The sequence below is a fragment of the Sphingomonas sp. ASY06-1R genome, from assembly GCF_052180265.1.
In the GTDB taxonomy this organism is placed as follows: Bacteria; Pseudomonadota; Alphaproteobacteria; order Sphingomonadales; family Sphingomonadaceae; genus Sphingomonas_I.
This window is the reverse complement of sequence record NZ_CP197464.1, coordinates 1,207,060-1,222,451: the sequence shown is the minus strand read 5'-3', so window position 1 is coordinate 1,222,451 and position 15,392 is coordinate 1,207,060. Positions and strand designations below refer to the sequence as shown.

At 62.2% G+C, this 15,392-nt stretch carries 13 protein-coding genes and 1 tRNA gene; 7 read left to right on the top strand and 7 right to left on the bottom strand.

Annotated features, from left to right (window positions below; all coding sequences use genetic code 11):
• Window positions 1-25 precede the first annotated feature (25 nt).
• Together ACSBM8_RS06005 and ACSBM8_RS06000 are read right to left on the bottom strand one after the other, a co-directional pair.
• On the bottom strand, window positions 26-1,009 hold the full coding sequence (locus ACSBM8_RS06005) for a proline iminopeptidase-family hydrolase (RefSeq protein WP_442680746.1): 984 nt from the start codon (window positions 1,007-1,009) through the stop codon (window positions 26-28).
• A 414-nt stretch (window positions 1,010-1,423) separates the two neighbouring features.
• Window positions 1,424-2,578 carry a polyprenol monophosphomannose synthase gene (locus ACSBM8_RS06000; RefSeq protein WP_442680745.1) on the bottom strand — a complete coding sequence of 385 codons (1,155 nt, stop codon included), beginning with the start codon at window positions 2,576-2,578 and terminating at the stop codon, window positions 1,424-1,426.
• Window positions 2,579-2,787: 209 nt separating this feature from the next.
• Between ACSBM8_RS06000 and ACSBM8_RS05995 the strand changes: the two genes are divergently transcribed.
• Genes ACSBM8_RS05995 through ACSBM8_RS05985 form a run of 3 tightly spaced genes read left to right on the top strand, consistent with a single transcriptional unit; the run spans window position 2,788 to window position 6,664 of the window.
• Window positions 2,788-3,300, top strand: coding sequence for a sigma-70 family RNA polymerase sigma factor (locus ACSBM8_RS05995; protein ID WP_442680744.1), 513 nt, complete (start codon window positions 2,788-2,790; stop codon window positions 3,298-3,300).
• A 36-nt stretch (window positions 3,301-3,336) separates the two neighbouring features.
• Window positions 3,337-4,272 carry a FecR family protein gene (locus ACSBM8_RS05990; RefSeq protein ID WP_442680743.1) on the top strand — a complete coding sequence of 312 codons (936 nt, stop codon included), beginning with the start codon at window positions 3,337-3,339 and terminating at the stop codon, window positions 4,270-4,272.
• 1 nt (window position 4,273) lies between these two features.
• Complete coding sequence (locus tag ACSBM8_RS05985) at window positions 4,274-6,664, top strand: TonB-dependent receptor (protein ID WP_442680742.1); 2,391 nt, start codon at window positions 4,274-4,276, stop codon at window positions 6,662-6,664.
• 12 nt (window positions 6,665-6,676) lie between these two features.
• Here ACSBM8_RS05985 and ACSBM8_RS05980 read toward each other — a convergent pair whose 3' ends face one another.
• The 5 genes from ACSBM8_RS05980 to ACSBM8_RS05960 all read right to left on the bottom strand — a co-directional run bounded on the left by ACSBM8_RS05980 (window position 6,677) and on the right by ACSBM8_RS05960 (window position 11,526).
• Complete coding sequence (locus tag ACSBM8_RS05980) at window positions 6,677-7,867, bottom strand: hypothetical protein (protein ID WP_442680741.1); 1,191 nt, start codon at window positions 7,865-7,867, stop codon at window positions 6,677-6,679.
• Window positions 7,864-9,417 carry an ArnT family glycosyltransferase gene (locus tag ACSBM8_RS05975; protein ID WP_442680740.1) on the bottom strand — a complete coding sequence of 518 codons (1,554 nt, stop codon included), beginning with the start codon at window positions 9,415-9,417 and terminating at the stop codon, window positions 7,864-7,866. The genes ACSBM8_RS05980 and ACSBM8_RS05975 overlap by 4 nt, the downstream gene beginning before the upstream one ends.
• Window positions 9,418-9,990: 573 nt before the next feature.
• Window positions 9,991-10,272 (bottom strand): hypothetical protein, encoded by a 282-nt coding sequence (locus tag ACSBM8_RS05970; RefSeq protein WP_442680739.1) that lies wholly within the window; start codon window positions 10,270-10,272, stop codon window positions 9,991-9,993.
• Window positions 10,273-10,308: 36 nt separating this feature from the next.
• Window positions 10,309-10,383: transfer RNA gene (locus ACSBM8_RS05965), tRNA-Gln, on the bottom strand.
• Window positions 10,384-10,425: 42 nt separating this feature from the next.
• On the bottom strand, window positions 10,426-11,526 hold the full coding sequence (locus ACSBM8_RS05960) for a branched-chain amino acid aminotransferase (protein ID WP_442680738.1): 1,101 nt from the start codon (window positions 11,524-11,526) through the stop codon (window positions 10,426-10,428).
• A gap of 73 nt (window positions 11,527-11,599) precedes the next feature.
• Between ACSBM8_RS05960 and ACSBM8_RS05955 the strand changes: the two genes are divergently transcribed.
• The 4 genes from ACSBM8_RS05955 (at window position 11,600) to ACSBM8_RS05940 (ending at window position 15,392) form a co-directional block, all read left to right on the top strand.
• Window positions 11,600-12,091 (top strand): MarR family winged helix-turn-helix transcriptional regulator, encoded by a 492-nt coding sequence (locus ACSBM8_RS05955; protein ID WP_442680737.1) that lies wholly within the window; start codon window positions 11,600-11,602, stop codon window positions 12,089-12,091.
• A 61-nt stretch (window positions 12,092-12,152) separates the two neighbouring features.
• Window positions 12,153-12,689: an inorganic diphosphatase gene (gene ppa, locus ACSBM8_RS05950; protein WP_442680736.1), complete on the top strand. Its 537-nt coding sequence runs from the start codon at window positions 12,153-12,155 to the stop codon at window positions 12,687-12,689.
• Window positions 12,690-12,743: 54 nt separating this feature from the next.
• The gene (locus ACSBM8_RS05945; protein WP_442680735.1) at window positions 12,744-13,388 is read left to right on the top strand and encodes a DUF1345 domain-containing protein; all 645 of its coding nucleotides are present in this window, start codon (window positions 12,744-12,746) and stop codon (window positions 13,386-13,388) included.
• 51 nt (window positions 13,389-13,439) lie between these two features.
• Complete coding sequence (locus tag ACSBM8_RS05940) at window positions 13,440-15,392, top strand: M61 family metallopeptidase (RefSeq protein ID WP_442680734.1); 1,953 nt, start codon at window positions 13,440-13,442, stop codon at window positions 15,390-15,392.

Below are 15,392 nucleotides of genomic sequence, written 5' to 3'. Positions count from 1 at the left end.
AGGCGGTGCAAAGTCCGCCTCGCGATTACGCCTCGTCCAGGAAATTCCGCACGATCCGCGTATATTGCTGCGGCTGTTCCACCATCGTCAGGTGCGAACAACCCGGCATCATCACCAGCTTGGCGCGACCGGCGACGCCGGCCTCGATCGTGCGATGACAATCCAATGTGATCTCATCAAACTCGCCGGTCGTGAGAAGGGTTGGCTGGGTGATTGCCCGCAAATCCGCCCGCCTATCCCAATCCTTGATCTTGCCCGTGATCGTGAACTCGTTGGGTCCGTTGAGCACGCGATACGCGATCGACTTGGATAGCGCATCGAAGCTCGCCAGCGCGTCTGGTGTGGGGGGAACGCGCAGCACGAAGCGATCGTAAAATTGCTGGGCGAGCGCTGTATATTCCGGCGTTTGCATCTTGCCGGCCTCTTCCAGCCCGCGGAGCTTTTTCGCATAGTCCCCAGGCATGCCGTCGATCAGCCGGCGCATACCGGCACTTGCCTGCGGCACGCTGGAAAGTGCGCCAGCAAGGATAAGCTTTTCAACACCGGCGCCGCGCTTCTGGCACAGATATTCGATCGCCAGCAGCGTGCCCCATGAATGGCCGTAGAGTATCACCCGATCCAGGCGCAGCGCCTTGCGGACCGCATCCAGTTCCTCAACCGAACGTTGGATCGTGTAGATATCGTCATTCGCCGGAGCGTCTGCCTTGCCGCAGCCGAGCTGATCAAAAAAGATCACCGGCCGGTCGGTTGCCAGCGCCTGCATCGACAAGAGGTAATTGTGGGCGGCGCCGGGCCCGCCATGCAAAGTCAGCAAAGGCGTCTTGGGGCCGTTACCAAAGCGCCTCCAGTAGATCCGACCGCCCGGCACATGGGCATATCCTTCCGCGCTGGGAATGGGGGTCGTGGTGCGCACTGCAGCTCCGGCCGCACGGGCGATGCCGCCCATGCCCAGAAGCGCCGCGCCGCCCATCAGACTGGCCCGACGACTCCAATTATTCGCACTGCTCATCCGTTATCGTTCCTTCTTGGTAACTGACACTTCAGCACGAACATTCTAACGCCCCGCATCAGCACATGAATAGCTCGTCTCAATATAACAATATTTTACCGTGGAGCTTATCGTATCGACATGCAAAATAGCTAGGAATGCATCGCGTCTATTCAAATCCCATCTGGCAGGGCCTGGAATTTGAACGCGTCCCTTGGAAGTAAAAGCCAATGGCCCAGAAGAAATCAATTCCGCTCTTGCCGATCGTTGCAATGGTAGCCGTTCTGGAAGTTGCATTCCTGCTGGGCATTCGCCCGCCCGCGGATCAATTTCGCAGCCGGCCGGATGCGAAAGCCGCGCCCGACGGCATCGGCGCAGCGCCGCCGCAACCTTGTCCAAACGGCTAAGCGCGGGCGCGAAAACCCGCAAACGGCGTCAAAGATGATGCCGGATCGCGCGGCGCATCAGCGCCGCCCCCGCCAATGCACCGCTGACGCCCGATGCGAACCAGTTCCATCCAGCACCAACCAGCAGGGACGTCACCACCCCGTCGGCAACGACGCCGAACGTGCAAGCGCCCGCAAAGGGGATCAGGGCGAGATACCAGCGCCACGGGCCGCAGGTGCGCCGGGACAGGATGCTGCTGGTCGCGAATACCGCCACGCACGCGGCCAACGCCGACAGCGTGGCGGAAGCGCCGATCGAAAGCCCCGTCAGCCCGGCCAGCATCGATAGCGTCAGCATATTGACGGACAGCCCCGCCACCCCGAGCGCCGCGTTGGACACGTCATGAGCCGTAATCGCCCCGCCGCTACGATGCTCGATCAGCATCGCCGCATAATCCCACACGACGCGCGACGATAATTTGCTGGTGCCACGCGTGCGGGACGTAAATGCCAGCGGCACTTCCGTGACGCGCAGGGCGCGGTCGGACGCAAGGATGATGTCCAGCAGGATCTTGAACCCGACGCCCGAAACGCGATGCGCGGTCTTCTCCATGACGCCGCGCCGCATCGCGAAATAGCCGCTCATTGGGTCGCTCAACGGGACCGAAACGGCCCGGCTGGCCACCCATCTGGCGAGGCGGCTGGCGGCGATCCGATGCTCCTCCCAATCCCCGACCGAGCCGCCGGCACAGTGCCGGCTCGCATAGACGATATCGGCTTGTCCCCGGCGCAAAATGGCGAGCATCTCCCCGAGCAAGTCGGGATCGTGCTGAAGATCGGCGTCCATCACCGCGACATAGGTTGCCGAGGAAGACAATATGCCTTCGATGCACGCCGAGGACAGGCCCCTGCGACCGACGCGACGGATGACGCGTACGCGCGCATCCTCCCAATGTAGCGCACGCGCCTGTTCCGCCGTCCCATCGGGCGAATCGTCATCGACGATGATGATTTCCCAGCGGGTATCGGCCAGCACCGTTCGGATGCGATCGATCAGTTCACCAATATTCGCCCGCTCATTGAAGGTCGGGATGACGATCGAGATTTCGGCAGGTGCCGCACGTGTCGCCGCCTGCAGCCGCATCGGCACGTCGTCGAACAGGAGCTCACGTGCCTGCGTCACATTCAGATCAAGAAGCATCATGGCCCGACCAACACAGCGTTTTGCTCATCCTCGCGTCTTTCTCACGGGCGCCGAAGCGCTTGCTTACGTGGAAGACGGACTTTGCCGCGCACGGCCTTGTTTCACTGCGACGAATGAATAGGCTTATGAAACGCAGCAGGAGTTGGCCGCTGAGGCCCTACCGGCTAGACGGCTGACATGCTCCTCCCGCGAACCGCGTCTGCCAGACGATGCCCGATAACGGCCTGAAAGCCGTCTTCCTCGCGAACCGCGACAAGCTTTTGCGCTTTCTCTCTGCGCAGGGTGCGGGCGATGCTGCCGAGGATCTGCTGCAGGAATTGTGGATCCGCGTGTCGGTGAGCGTTCCTGGTCCGATCGTGCAGCCGCTTTCCTATCTCTATCGGGCCGCGAACAACCTGATGCTCGATCGATATCGCGCAACCCGGCAAGCCAGCAAACGGGATTCGGATTGGACGAACGTTGCGACCTCCGGGCGGGACATGTCCGAAGAGCCGGCTGGCGAACGGCCACTCATCGCGCGCGAACATCTGCGCCTGGCGGAAGAAACATTGGCCGAATTGGGCGAACGAACCGCGCATATATTTCGCCGACACCGCATCGACGGCATAGCGCAAAAGCAAATCGCGCAGGAATTGCAGATCAGCCTGAGCACCGTCGAGGCAGATCTTCGTAAAGCCTATCGCGCCATGTTAGATCTTCGGAGGCGTCTCGATGAGGCTTGACCGGATTGGCTCCGTCAAGGTTCACGAGGGATATCGATGAACCACAACACAACCGACAAGATTGAGGATGAAGCACTCACTTGGGTGATGCGCGTCCGCGACGACGATTTTGTTGCGTGGGAAGAACTCGAGCATTGGCTTGAGGCGGATCCCGACCATCTTGCGCGCTACCAGCATCTTTCCGATGCCGATGCACGCCTCGATACGCTGCTGCCGCGCAACAGCCCGAGACCGCTGCTCCACGACCAGGCCCGTCCGGGACGGCCCCGCCGCCGCTATCTGGGCGGTGCCGCCGTCGCGCTGGCAGCCGCCCTGATCGCCATGATATCGGTGCCGCTGCTGCGGTCCGACCATCGTTACGATCTGATCACCGCGCCGGGCGAGCAACGGCAGCTTGTGCTGGCGGGCGGAACTATTGTCCGTATGAATGGCGGCACCAAGATCATCCTGGACCGCGACAATAGCCGATTTGCCAAGATCGAGCGCGGGGAAGCCTTGTTCGAAGTACGCCATGATCCTGCGCGGCCGTTCACCGTTCAACTGGATGGGGCGCAGCTGGTCGATCTGGGTACGCGCTTCAATGTCCTGCGCTCCGCAACCGAAACGGATGTCACGGTGTCCGAAGGCGCGGTTCAATATGTCGCGGCGGGTCAGCAAATCCCGCTGGCGGCCGGTCAGCGACTGCGCGTCAATACGACCGACGGCAGCGCCGTCCGCAGCGATATCGCGCCGGCCCTGGTCGGCACATGGTCGCAAGGGCGTTTCGTCTATTCCAACGATCCGCTCTCCAAGGTAGCAGCAGATCTGGCACGCTATGCCGGAATTCCGGTACAAGTGGATCGGGACTTTGCCGACGAACCTTTCACGGGTGTCGTCAGCGTGACGGACCGCAAGAATCTGGCGCCGTTGGCACCGCTATTTCGCGCTAGAGTGATACGTGAGGGCAATCATTGGCGGATAACCCGATCCTGAAATGACCCGGCTGGCCACGCTCGTTGCCTTCCTCACCGTCGCCAGCCCTGCTTATGCCGGCGATCGTCCGCTCGTCATCGCGCGCGGAACGGTGGCGAGCGCGCTCAGTCAATTGTCGGCCCAAAGCGGGATCAGCGTGTCGATCGAGGATCCCTCGCTGTGGGCACGCCCCGTCCCCGGCTTTTCCGCGGCAGGGTCGCCGGAAGCCGCGCTGCGACGCATTCTTGGCGCGGCCGGTGCGCGGCCGGTCAAGCTTGGTCCGTCGGTATACCGGGCGGTCCCCTTGCGTAAGGCGCCAGCGCCCGAAAAAGTGCCAAGCGCGCCTGCCCCCGCACATACCATTCCGGAAGGCGAGGTGGTCGTCACCGCCAGCAAACGCGATCTGCGGCTGCTCGACTTCCCGGCCGCGGTGGAAATCCTCGACGGCAGCCGCTTCGTTTCCGAAGGCGAGCGCGGCACCGACACGATCGTGGTCCGCCTCGCCAGTGTGTCGTCCACCTATCTCGGCGCCGGTCGCAACAAGCTCTTCATCCGCGGCATTGCGGATTCGAGCTTTACCGGCCCCACCCAGGGCACCGTTGGTCAATATCTGGGCGACATCCGGCTGACCTATAATGCCCCGGATCCGGATCTCCGCCTCTACGACATCGGCTCGGTCGAGGTGCTCGAGGGACCGCAGGGCACCTTGTACGGCGCGGGCTCGCTGGGCGGCATATTGCGGACCAACCCGAATGCGCCGGTGTTGAACCAGATCGGTGGGACGATCTCCGCGGGCGTGTCGGCGACGGAGCATGGCGCGCCCGGTGGCGATCTTGGTGGTTGGCTGAATTTGCCCGTGAGCGGGAACTCTGCCCTCAGGCTCGTGGGCTACGGCATTCGCGAGGGCGGATATATCGACGATGTCGAACGCGGAAAGCGCGACATTAACCGAACGACCACCCTGGGTGGGCGCGGAACATTTCTGTACGAGCCCGGTGACGGCTGGCGCGTGCAAGCCGGTGCGGTCGTTCAGAGCAACCACGGACGCGACAGCCAATATGCCGACCGCGATCTGCCACCGCTCGAGCGTGCGAGCCCTACCCCCGGCGGATTCGATTCCAACTATCGGCTGGCAAGCATCTCGATCGAGAAAAGATGGCCCTCGATCCGCTTTCAGTCATCGAGCGGGTTCGTGCGTCACCGGCTGACCGAGCAATATGATGCGACGGTCGATCCGGCCAAGCCGCAGCTTTTCGTTCAGCGCAATCGCACCGCCATGTTCACCACCGAAAATCGCATCTGGAGCCCGCTACGCAATGGGTTCGGCTGGGTCGTCGGCGCCAGTTACACGCATAACCGGACGTCGCTCGGCCGGCAGCTGGGCAGCATTGCGGCCCCTGTCCCGACCACCGGCGTCACCAATATCGTGAACGAGATCACCGCCTTTGCGGAGGCGAGCGTCCAGCGTTCCTTTCTGACGATCACGGGCGGTATCCGGGTGACGCACGATCGCCTGACCGGTTCTGCGAATGACATTCCCTTCGCATCGTACGAAAGCTTGCTGCGCAGCGGCGTCACCGCCAGCCGATCGGAAGACAATGTCATGCCGTCGGGCGCCATTTCGGCGCGGGTCGGTGACGGCGCACTCGCCTTCCTTCGCTATCAGGAAGGTATCCGCCCCGGGGGACTCGCCGTCGAGGGATATGTCGTCCGTCGCTTCAAGGGCGATCATATCCGCTCGGTTGAGACCGGCCTGCGTTTTGGCGAAGGCGCGCGTTCGCGGATCGGGGGGGCGCTCAGCGCGTCCTATTCGCGCTGGAGCGATATCCAGGCGGATTATATCGACGATACCGGCCTTCCCAGCACCAGCAACATCGGCACGGGTCGGATCTATTCCGTTAGTGGCTCGCTTCGGGTCAAGCCGATGCCGCGCTTCGTCATCGAACTCGCCACGACCTACAATGACAGCCGCGTGACCGAGCCATCGGCCGCCTTCCTCCACTCCCTGGTCAATCAGATGGCGCGCTTTGACGTGGTGAAAGCCCAGCAGATTGCGCTCGATCCCCTCGGCCGTATTCCCAACGTCGCCAAATTCTCCTCGCGCATTTCCGTGCGGTATGAGGTGATCCGATCCGACGCGTCGGCACTGACCGTGGAAGGTTGGACCCGCTATGTCGGCCAGTCCCGGCTTGGCATCGGTCCGGTGCTGGGCGGCAAGCAGGGTCAATATACCGAGACCGGAATGTCCGCCAAGCTGGCGACGGACCAATTCGGCATTACCCTTGGCGTGAGCAATGTGTTCGACGTCGTGGGCAACCGATTTGCCCTGGGAACGCCTTTTGCGCGTGAATTGTCACAGATAACGCCGCTGCGCCCCCGGACGGTTCGCCTCTCCATCGAACGCCACTTCTAGCGGCCGACCCGATCATGCGTGGCGCAGGCAGAAGCGCGCGATCGCCGACGCGGCCCGCAGCGATGCGGGTTTGGCTGCGACGTCGAAGGTCTGCCGGAACGCGCGGATCTGCGCATGTTCGAACAGTTGATGATCGGTATGCGCCGCTTCCAGAGCCGGCAGCAGCATCTGCGGATGGCCGATCACGCGGCCATAACGCCAATGCGCATAATCCTCGTTGCCCAGCCAATCGGCCCCGTTGGGATTCAGGAACACGCACGGCCGCGGCCGGCGCAGGAATTCATAGACCTGACTGCTGACATCGCCGAGATAGACGTCCGCCAGCTCGGTGTAGGTCATGTCGATCGAGCGATGGCTGCCCAGATCGATATGAATGTCCGGCCGCCCTACGCAGGGCTCCAGCAAGCGCAAGGCTTGCCGGCGGGCGCGGCTGCCCTCGAACAGGCGCACGTGCGGAGCCACGATCAGATTGTAGCGGCCCGTCTCGACGATGCGCGCGATGACGTCCGGCCCCCACTTATGCCAGGAACTGAGTTCGCTCACGAAGTGCGGGTTATATAATAGCACCGGGCGGCGCCGTGCGAACGGATAGACGATGTCGGGGCGGATGCGATCGGCGGATTCGAATTTTGGATATCCCACGATTTCGAAGCATCCGGGCTTCAGCAGCCCCTGACGGCTCATCCGTTCCCGCTGCTTGTCACCGGCGAGCAGCACGAAATCAAACTCGGCAATGCGCGGATCATAGCCGGCGGAACGGTCGCCCGCGCCATGATCGATATGGATCAGCTTGGGACCGGTAATGCCCAACCGGCGCACGGCCGTGGATGTCCGTTCGGGCACCACGATCGCATCATAGCTGTTCAGCTCTTGACGCGCGTGGAGCAGCGTCAATTTTTTGGGCGGAACGCTGGAGCCGCGCGCCCGTCCCAGCATGCGCAGCGGCGCACAGCCAATCAACCCCAGATGCGGCGCCGGCCCGTTTGTCGGCATGACCGGCCGGATCAAGTCCAGATGCGCCTCGCTGGTGACGCGGATGGCCACGGCCATGCCGGGTATCTTCGCCAACGCCAGCGCCGTTTCCAGCCCGTGCGGAACATGATGAAGTTGCCCGGTGAATAGAAAGCAGATCCGCCGCTGCCGCGTAGCGAGGCTCCTGCCGGTTTCCCCCGCGGGTTGGCCGCTGACGAGATAAGGCGTCACGAGACGGACCTCGCGGACGTGGCAGCGGCGGTCGCGTTACGCTGATAGACGATCCGCACCCGCGAACCGATCTTCTGCTGGCCCACGACGTGATAATCGCGTGCCAGCACGGTCTGTGCGATCTGCCGCGTGGCCACATTGTAGCCAGGGTCCGGACGATCCGTCATCACCACCATATCGGGTGGCGCATCGCGGAAGATGCGGATGGTCTCCACCGTTGGATCCAATCCCAGCGATCCCTTCTCGATGTCGTCATTCAGATGATTGGGAAAGGCGAGCTTGGTCGGAATGCAGGCGCCGGTCAGCTGATACAGAATTGGCTCCCCGTCGAACACGAGCAGGCATCCGTGCAGATCCCGGGTAATGACATTCGCCAGCTGGGTGATTGGCGCGGCCTTCCCGCGATGCTTGAGCCGCTTCAGCGACGTGCCCACGGCAAGGGCGACCCCGACCAGCAAAATGACCGCGGCCAGCGGGAGGCGCTGTTCGAATTGCGCGGAGCGAACCGCAATGTGCGAGTCGGGACGTCCCAGCAGCCGCGCGCAATACAAGCTGAGAGGTACGAGGACCGGCAGGAAATAGTGGATGAAATAGGTGCCGAACAGCAGCAAGCCGATCACGGCGGCCATCAGCCAGCCGAAAGCGAAGCGGCGCGCATGCGCCTCTTCCTCGTCGACAGGTGGCAGTTGCCGGCGGGATCGCCATTCGATGATCGCGCAAATCGCGAGAGGACTGGCCAGCTTCACGAACGTCAGCACCCGACCGATCAGTGTACCGGCTGGCCACGCGCCGCGCTGAAAGATCGACACGAAGTTCGTGTAGATGAAGGCATCTGCATATCCGGCCGCGACATACCAGCCAAAGGCGGCCGCCGTGGGCAGCAGCGCGACCGCGATCCACACAACACCCCAAAGAAGTGCGCGCCCAAGGCCGAACCGTTCGCGGGCGTGCCACAGCAGGAAGATCCCGAAGAAAATGCCTTCGAATACGGCTGAATATTTGATCTGCAGCGCGACGCCCATGGCGAACATGGCAAGCGCCGCAAACGCCAGGAACTTGGCCCGGCTGGCTCCGGCGCGCGTGCCTTCCAGCACGAGCAGCCCGGCGCCGGCAACAGGCAGATTGTAGAAAACCGGCGTTTGCCCGCCCGACCCGTCAAAGACGATCAGCCATATCAGATAGGCGGTTGCAGCCATGGCCGCACCGCGCCAGCTCGCAAAACGCAGCGCCATGACACCGATCAGGAAGGCCGTGGCACCGGCAAAAAGCGTGGCAACGATCTGATATTGCAGGATGCCCGCCCCGCCCAGCATCCGGATCGCCGCGTAGAGCAGAAAAATCCCGCAAGGCTTGCGGTCCCAGATGTCGACGAAAGGAACCGCGCCTTTCAGCATGCGATCGCCGATCAGCAGATATAGCTGCTCGTCGACCTGCACGACCGGGTTTCCGAACTGCCAGGCACGCGTAATGAACGCCAAGAGCATCGACAGCAGGAACAGCGTCGTGAGGGGCGATCCCCCCATCTTGCCGGCAAGACCTTCGGTTCTCACTGGCGACGACGAAGCATAGTGACCGGTTTGACGTCCAACAGCGGCCAGCCGAGCATCCACACTTACATCCTTCACGACGGCCGACCGATTTGGCCATAGCCGCTCGAATGCCGCAGGCATGAGCCCATTGCGTCCAAAGCGGTCATAGTCGGGGTGAATTTCATGGGACTGTCGTACATCATTTCGTCTCGGGCTTTTGCCATCAAGACGATGCCGTGCGCGCGCGGCCTTGGATCGTTAAAATAAGCGCTACGCCAAAAGCCTGATCCGATCGCTCTCCGCGTGGCAACGGCAATCCCGAGCGGCAGCTGTTTCGATCGCATGCGGCGATGCAGCCTGCGGCGATGTGACGGGGAATTGGCTGGGGCGGCAGCAGTCTTAGCCAAGATATGGGCCAACTAAGTGATTGAAATCATTAGTGCGCAAAACGCCTTCGCACAGTCAGTTGCTACAATGTGTTGGCACCGCCGGCGATACGAATTTCATCGCTCAAATGCTCCTGATCGCGCTCCAGGCGAGCCACCATCACTGCGCCTGCCAAATGATCGATGCGGGCGCGGACGCGCGCGCCCCTCATCGGCCGTCCGGCCCAAACAGCCGTTGCCCGAACGCTCCGCCGATGCCGATACAAGCGCCGGTCTCGATATCGATCAGGTAGAGCGTGAAACCATCATACGGGATTGCCCAGTCCGGCTCACCAAGTGCTGGCGCGTCGTCGGTTCTCACTGACCAGACATCGCGGCCCGCAACAGTCCTCCTGGTCACGTTGACTGTGTCTTCTCGCCACGGCGGATGGCCTTCCCGGGCGGCGATCGCACGCGCGGCAGCTATCGCTGCACCCTCACCGATGGTCATGGTGAGGCCAACGAGCTCATAACTGAGCTCGAAAATTGGCTGGGGCGGCAGGATTCGAACCTGCGAATGGCGGCACCAAAAGCCGCTGCCTTACCACTTGGCGACGCCCCAACAGCCGCGCGCTTATAGCCAGCGCGCGGCGCATGGGAAGGCTTAGAAAACGCGTTCGACCCACTTATATGGATCTGGCGCCAGCCCGCGCTGAATATCGACCAGGCTGGTCCGCAACTGCTCGGTCTGCAGCCCGGGGCCGCCATTGCCGATCATGAAGTCCAGCCCGTCGCGTCCGCGCACACGCCCGATCGGCGTCACGACCGCGGCCGTTCCGCACGCAAAAGCCTCCCGCAGCCTGCCGCTGCGCGCGTCCGCCTGCCACTGGTCGATCGAATACCGTTCCTCACGAAGCGAGATGCCGCGATCACGCGCCAGCGTCAGCAGACTGTCGCGGGTAATTCCCGGCAGAATCGTATCGCCAAGCGGAGGCGTGATCATGGATCCATCGTCCATCACGAAGAAGACGTTCATCCCGCCCAGCTCTTCGATCCACTTCTTCTCGACCGTGTCGAGGAAGATCACCTGATCGCACCCTTCGGCGATCGCTTCCTTTTGCGGAAGCAGACTGGCGGCGTAATTGCCACCGCACTTGGCCGCCCCCGTGCCGCCAGGACCTGCCCGGTTGAAATGATCGGAAACCCACAGGGTGACCGACGGCGCGCCACCCTTGAAATACGAGCCGACGGAGGAGGCGATCACGATATAGAGATATTCGTCGGCCGGGCGGACGCCCAGGAACACGCTGCTCGCGATCATGAACGGGCGAAGATAGAGCGCGGACCCCTCGCTCTCCGGAATCCAGTCACGGTCCGCTTTCACCAACTGGCGGCAGGATTCCAGGAACAAATCTTCCGGCAGCGGCGCCATGGCAAGACGCTCGGCCGAGGCACGAAAACGGCGGGCGTTGGCGTCTGCGCGAAACAAGGAGGCACCGCCGTCCTTGGTCCGATAGGCCTTCAGGCCTTCAAAAATTTCCTGGGCGTAATGCAGCACCGCACTGGCCGGATCCATCTCCAGCGGCCGGCGCTGATGCACCTTGGGATCGTGCCATCCCTGCCCCTCCTTGTACCGGATCGTCACCATGTGATCGGTGAAGACACGGCCAAAGCCGGGATCTTCAAGCAGGCGCGCGCGCTCATTGAGCGGCAACGGGGACGTGCTCTGCTCGAAGGCGAAGGTCAGGTTGGAATCACTCGACATCGTCGTCTGTTAACCCATCAATCTACGCGTCGGCGGTTGCAGGCGCCTAGGGTGCATGCCACATTAGGTCAATATGGCTGTCCCGTCCGCTTCCCCGCTCTTCCTCCGCGAAACAGAAATACGGCGTGGCGCCGAACTACTCTTCTTTGGCTACGGTCATCTCTATCGTCAAACCGACGAATGTCTCGCGAAACAAGGGATGGGCCGTGCCCACCACCGGGCACTCTATTTCATCGCTCGCCAGCCCGATCTCACCATCAGCGCGCTTCTTCGCACCCTGGCCATCACCAAACAATCGCTTGGCCGCGTCCTTAGCGAGCTTACCGAGCGTGACATGGTGGAAACGCGCGTCGGCCGCGAGGATCGTCGTCAGCGCCTGCTACGCCTGACGCCGGCCGGCGCGAAGCTGGAACAGGAGCTGTTCGAGGCGATGCGAACCCGGCTTTCGGCCGCCTATGCGCAAGCCGGACAGGATTCGGTGACCGGATTCTGGCGGGTGCTGGAGGCGCTGATCCCGCCCGCCGAGCGCAACCGCCTCGCCGAGTTCGGCGACATTCCGGGCTGATCGTTCGCACGCGCAGCAATCTGTTGCACAACGGCGCGCAGGGCCTTATCCGGCCCGACTTATGAACATCGAACTCATCCCGGTGGGCAAGGACCCGCCCCACGAAGTCAACGTCATCATCGAGGTGCCGGTCGGCGGCGAACCGGTGAAATATGAGTTCGACAAGGCGTCAGGCGCGCTGTTCGTCGATCGCATCCTGCACACGCCGATGCGCTATCCGGCCAATTACGGCTTCGTTCCGCATACGCTGTCGCCGGATGGCGACCCGCTCGACGCGCTCGTCATCGCCCGTTCGCCGTTCATCCCCGGCTGCGTCGTCCGCGCCCGCCCGATCGCCGTACTGAAGCTTGAAGATGAAGCCGGCGGCGACGAAAAGCTGGTGTGCGTGCCGGTCGATACGACCTTCCCTTATTATACGGGCGTGGGCGAGCGGCATGACCTGCCCTCGATCGTGCTGGCGCAGATCGAGCATTTCTTCACCCATTATAAAGATCTCGAAGCCGAGAAATGGGTTCGCGTCGGCAATTGGGGTGACGCTGAGGAGGCACGGAGCATCATCCTGGATGCCATCGCAGCAGCGAAGGCCGCCAAGGGCTAAGCCGCTTTCCTATCCCTCCCGCACGCGGTAAGCCGCATTTTTGGGAGGATTGTCATGGCGGTTGATAGCTGGCGGCTTGGCAATCGCATTGCCCCTCCGCGTTTTATCACCTTCTTGGCGATCATCCTGATCGGCTTGCCGCTGGGTATCACCAGGCTTGGCTGGGCAGCAGGATCGATGGCCGCGTTCGACGCGGCCGCGCTGGTCTTCTTTGTCCTGATCGCTCCCATCTTCCGCGATCGGGCGCAGGGAATGCGTCGGTCCGCCAAGGCCAACGACGCCAACCGCGCGGGTTTGCTGGTGATCACCGCGATCGTGTCGCTGGCCGTGCTTGCCGCCGTAACCGCGGAATTGACCCAGCCAAAAAAGCCGCCGACCGCAGAAGTCGTCCTGATCGTCGGAACGCTGGCCCTGTGCTGGCTTTTCACCAGCCTGATCTACGCACTCCACTACGCCCATATTTTTTATGAGGAGGAGGAAGGTAAAGACACGGGCGGCGTTAAATTCCCCGATACGGACGAACCCGATTATTGGGACTTCATGTATTTTTCGACCTGTCTGGGGATGACCTTCCAGGTGTCTGACATGGACATTACCAGCGGGCGTATGCGGCGCGTGGTGATGTTCCACTGCCTTGCCGCCTTTGTTTTTAACCTGGGTATCGTTGCGTTTACCATCAATGTGCTTGGGGGCAGCTAAGCCTGAAAACGAGGCTGGACAGGAGAGGTCTGGCCGCGCAACAGCCTCCGCATGATCTCATATCGTTCATGGCTGCGCCTGGCCGTTTCGACGCTTGTGCTCGGTACCGCCCCCGCCCTCGCCCAAATGTCCGACGCCCCGACCGGCACCAGCATGCCGCAGGCAGCGCCGCTAGTGGATACTATCCCGGCGCCGCAGGACACGCCTTACCCCGGGACGATCAAGCTGGACGTCGACGCGACGGACATCGGCCATCGGATTTTCCGGATTAAGGAAACGATACCGGTCAAGCCGGGCCATCTCGTGCTGCTGTACCCGAAATGGCTGCCGGGCAATCATGCACCCACCGGCCAGATCAATAAGCTGGCAGGCATTGTCATCACCGGCGGCGGCAAGACGATTCCCTGGCGGCGCGACCCGATCGATGTCTTTGCCCTCCATCTCGACGTTCCCGCCGGCGTCGATGTGATCGAGGCAAATTTCCAGCTTCTCTCGCCGACCACGCCCAATCAGGGTCGGACGCTCATGACCCCGGTCATGCTCAACCTGGAATGGATCGCGACCGCCCTCTATCCGGCCGGCCATTATGTTCGCCAGATCATGGTCGCGCCCAGCGCGACCTATCCGGAGGGGTGGACGTCCGCCACCGCCTTGCGTCCGTCGGGCGCCGCGACCGCCAAGGGCGGCAGGATCCAGTATGAGACGGTCGCCTTCGACACTTTGGCGGATTCGCCCACCATTGCGGGACGTTTTGCGCGGATCGAACCGCTGACCCGCGACGTGACGATGAACATCATTGCGGACCGGCCGGATTATCTCGCGGCGAAGTCCGAGCATCTCGCGAAGTTCAAAACGATGGTCGATCAGTCGATCAAGCTGTTCGGATCGCAGCATTACAATCATTATGATTTCCTGCTGACGCTCTCCGATACGCTGGGCGGCCAGGGTCTCGAACATCACCGCTCGACGGAGATCGGCTCGTCGACCGGCTTCTTCACCGAATGGGACACGAGCGCGTCCAGTCACAACGTCGTCGCGCACGAATTCGTGCACAGCTGGGACGGCAAATTCCGTCGGCCGGCCGATATGTGGACGCCGGATTATCGCCAGCCGATGGGCGGCAGCCTGCTATGGGTGTATGAAGGGCAAACCCAATTCTGGGGCAACGTGCTGGATGCGCGCGCCGGAGTGGTGTCGAAAGAAGAAGCTCTGGACGCCCTTGCGAGCGTCGCGGCGAGCTATGCCACGCAAGCGGGCAAACAGTGGCGGCCGCTGATCGATACGACCGAAGACCCGATCATCGCACGACGGGCGCCGGCGCCCTGGCCCAATTGGCAGCGGTCGGAGGATTATTATTCGGAAGGTCAGCTGATCTGGCTGGATGCCGATAGCCTGATCCGCCAGCGATCCAGGGGAAAGCGCTCGCTCGATGATTTCGCGCGGGATTTCTACGGCATGCGCGATCGCGATTGGGGCGAGCTTACCTACACGTTCGACGACGTTGTCGCCGCGCTCAACAAAGTCGAGCCTTATGATTGGGCGACATTCCTCCATCAGCGGATCGACGCTGTTGCGCCGGCAGCGCCGCTGGATGGCATCACCCGCGGCGGCTATAAGCTGGTCTATACCGATCAGCCCGGATCATGGTGGAAATCGCGTGAGAAGTCCCGCAAAGCTGCGGACTTTACTTATTCCATCGGCATCACCGTTGCGCGCGACGGCAGCGTGAACCGTGTGAATTGGGACAGTCCGGCGGCGAATGCGGGCATCACCATCGGAACCAAGATCCTTGCGATCAACGGGCAGTCTTATTCCGAAGACGATCTGAAGCAGGCGATCAAGGATGCCAGCAACAACAGGCCGATCAGCCTGATGATTCAGCAGGGCAGTTATTTCAGCACAGTCAGCGTCGCCTGGACGGGCGGGCTGCGCTATCCGCACCTCGAGAAAATTGACCCCAAGGCCTCGAGCACGCTCGACGCCCTCTATTCTGCAAGGAAGTAA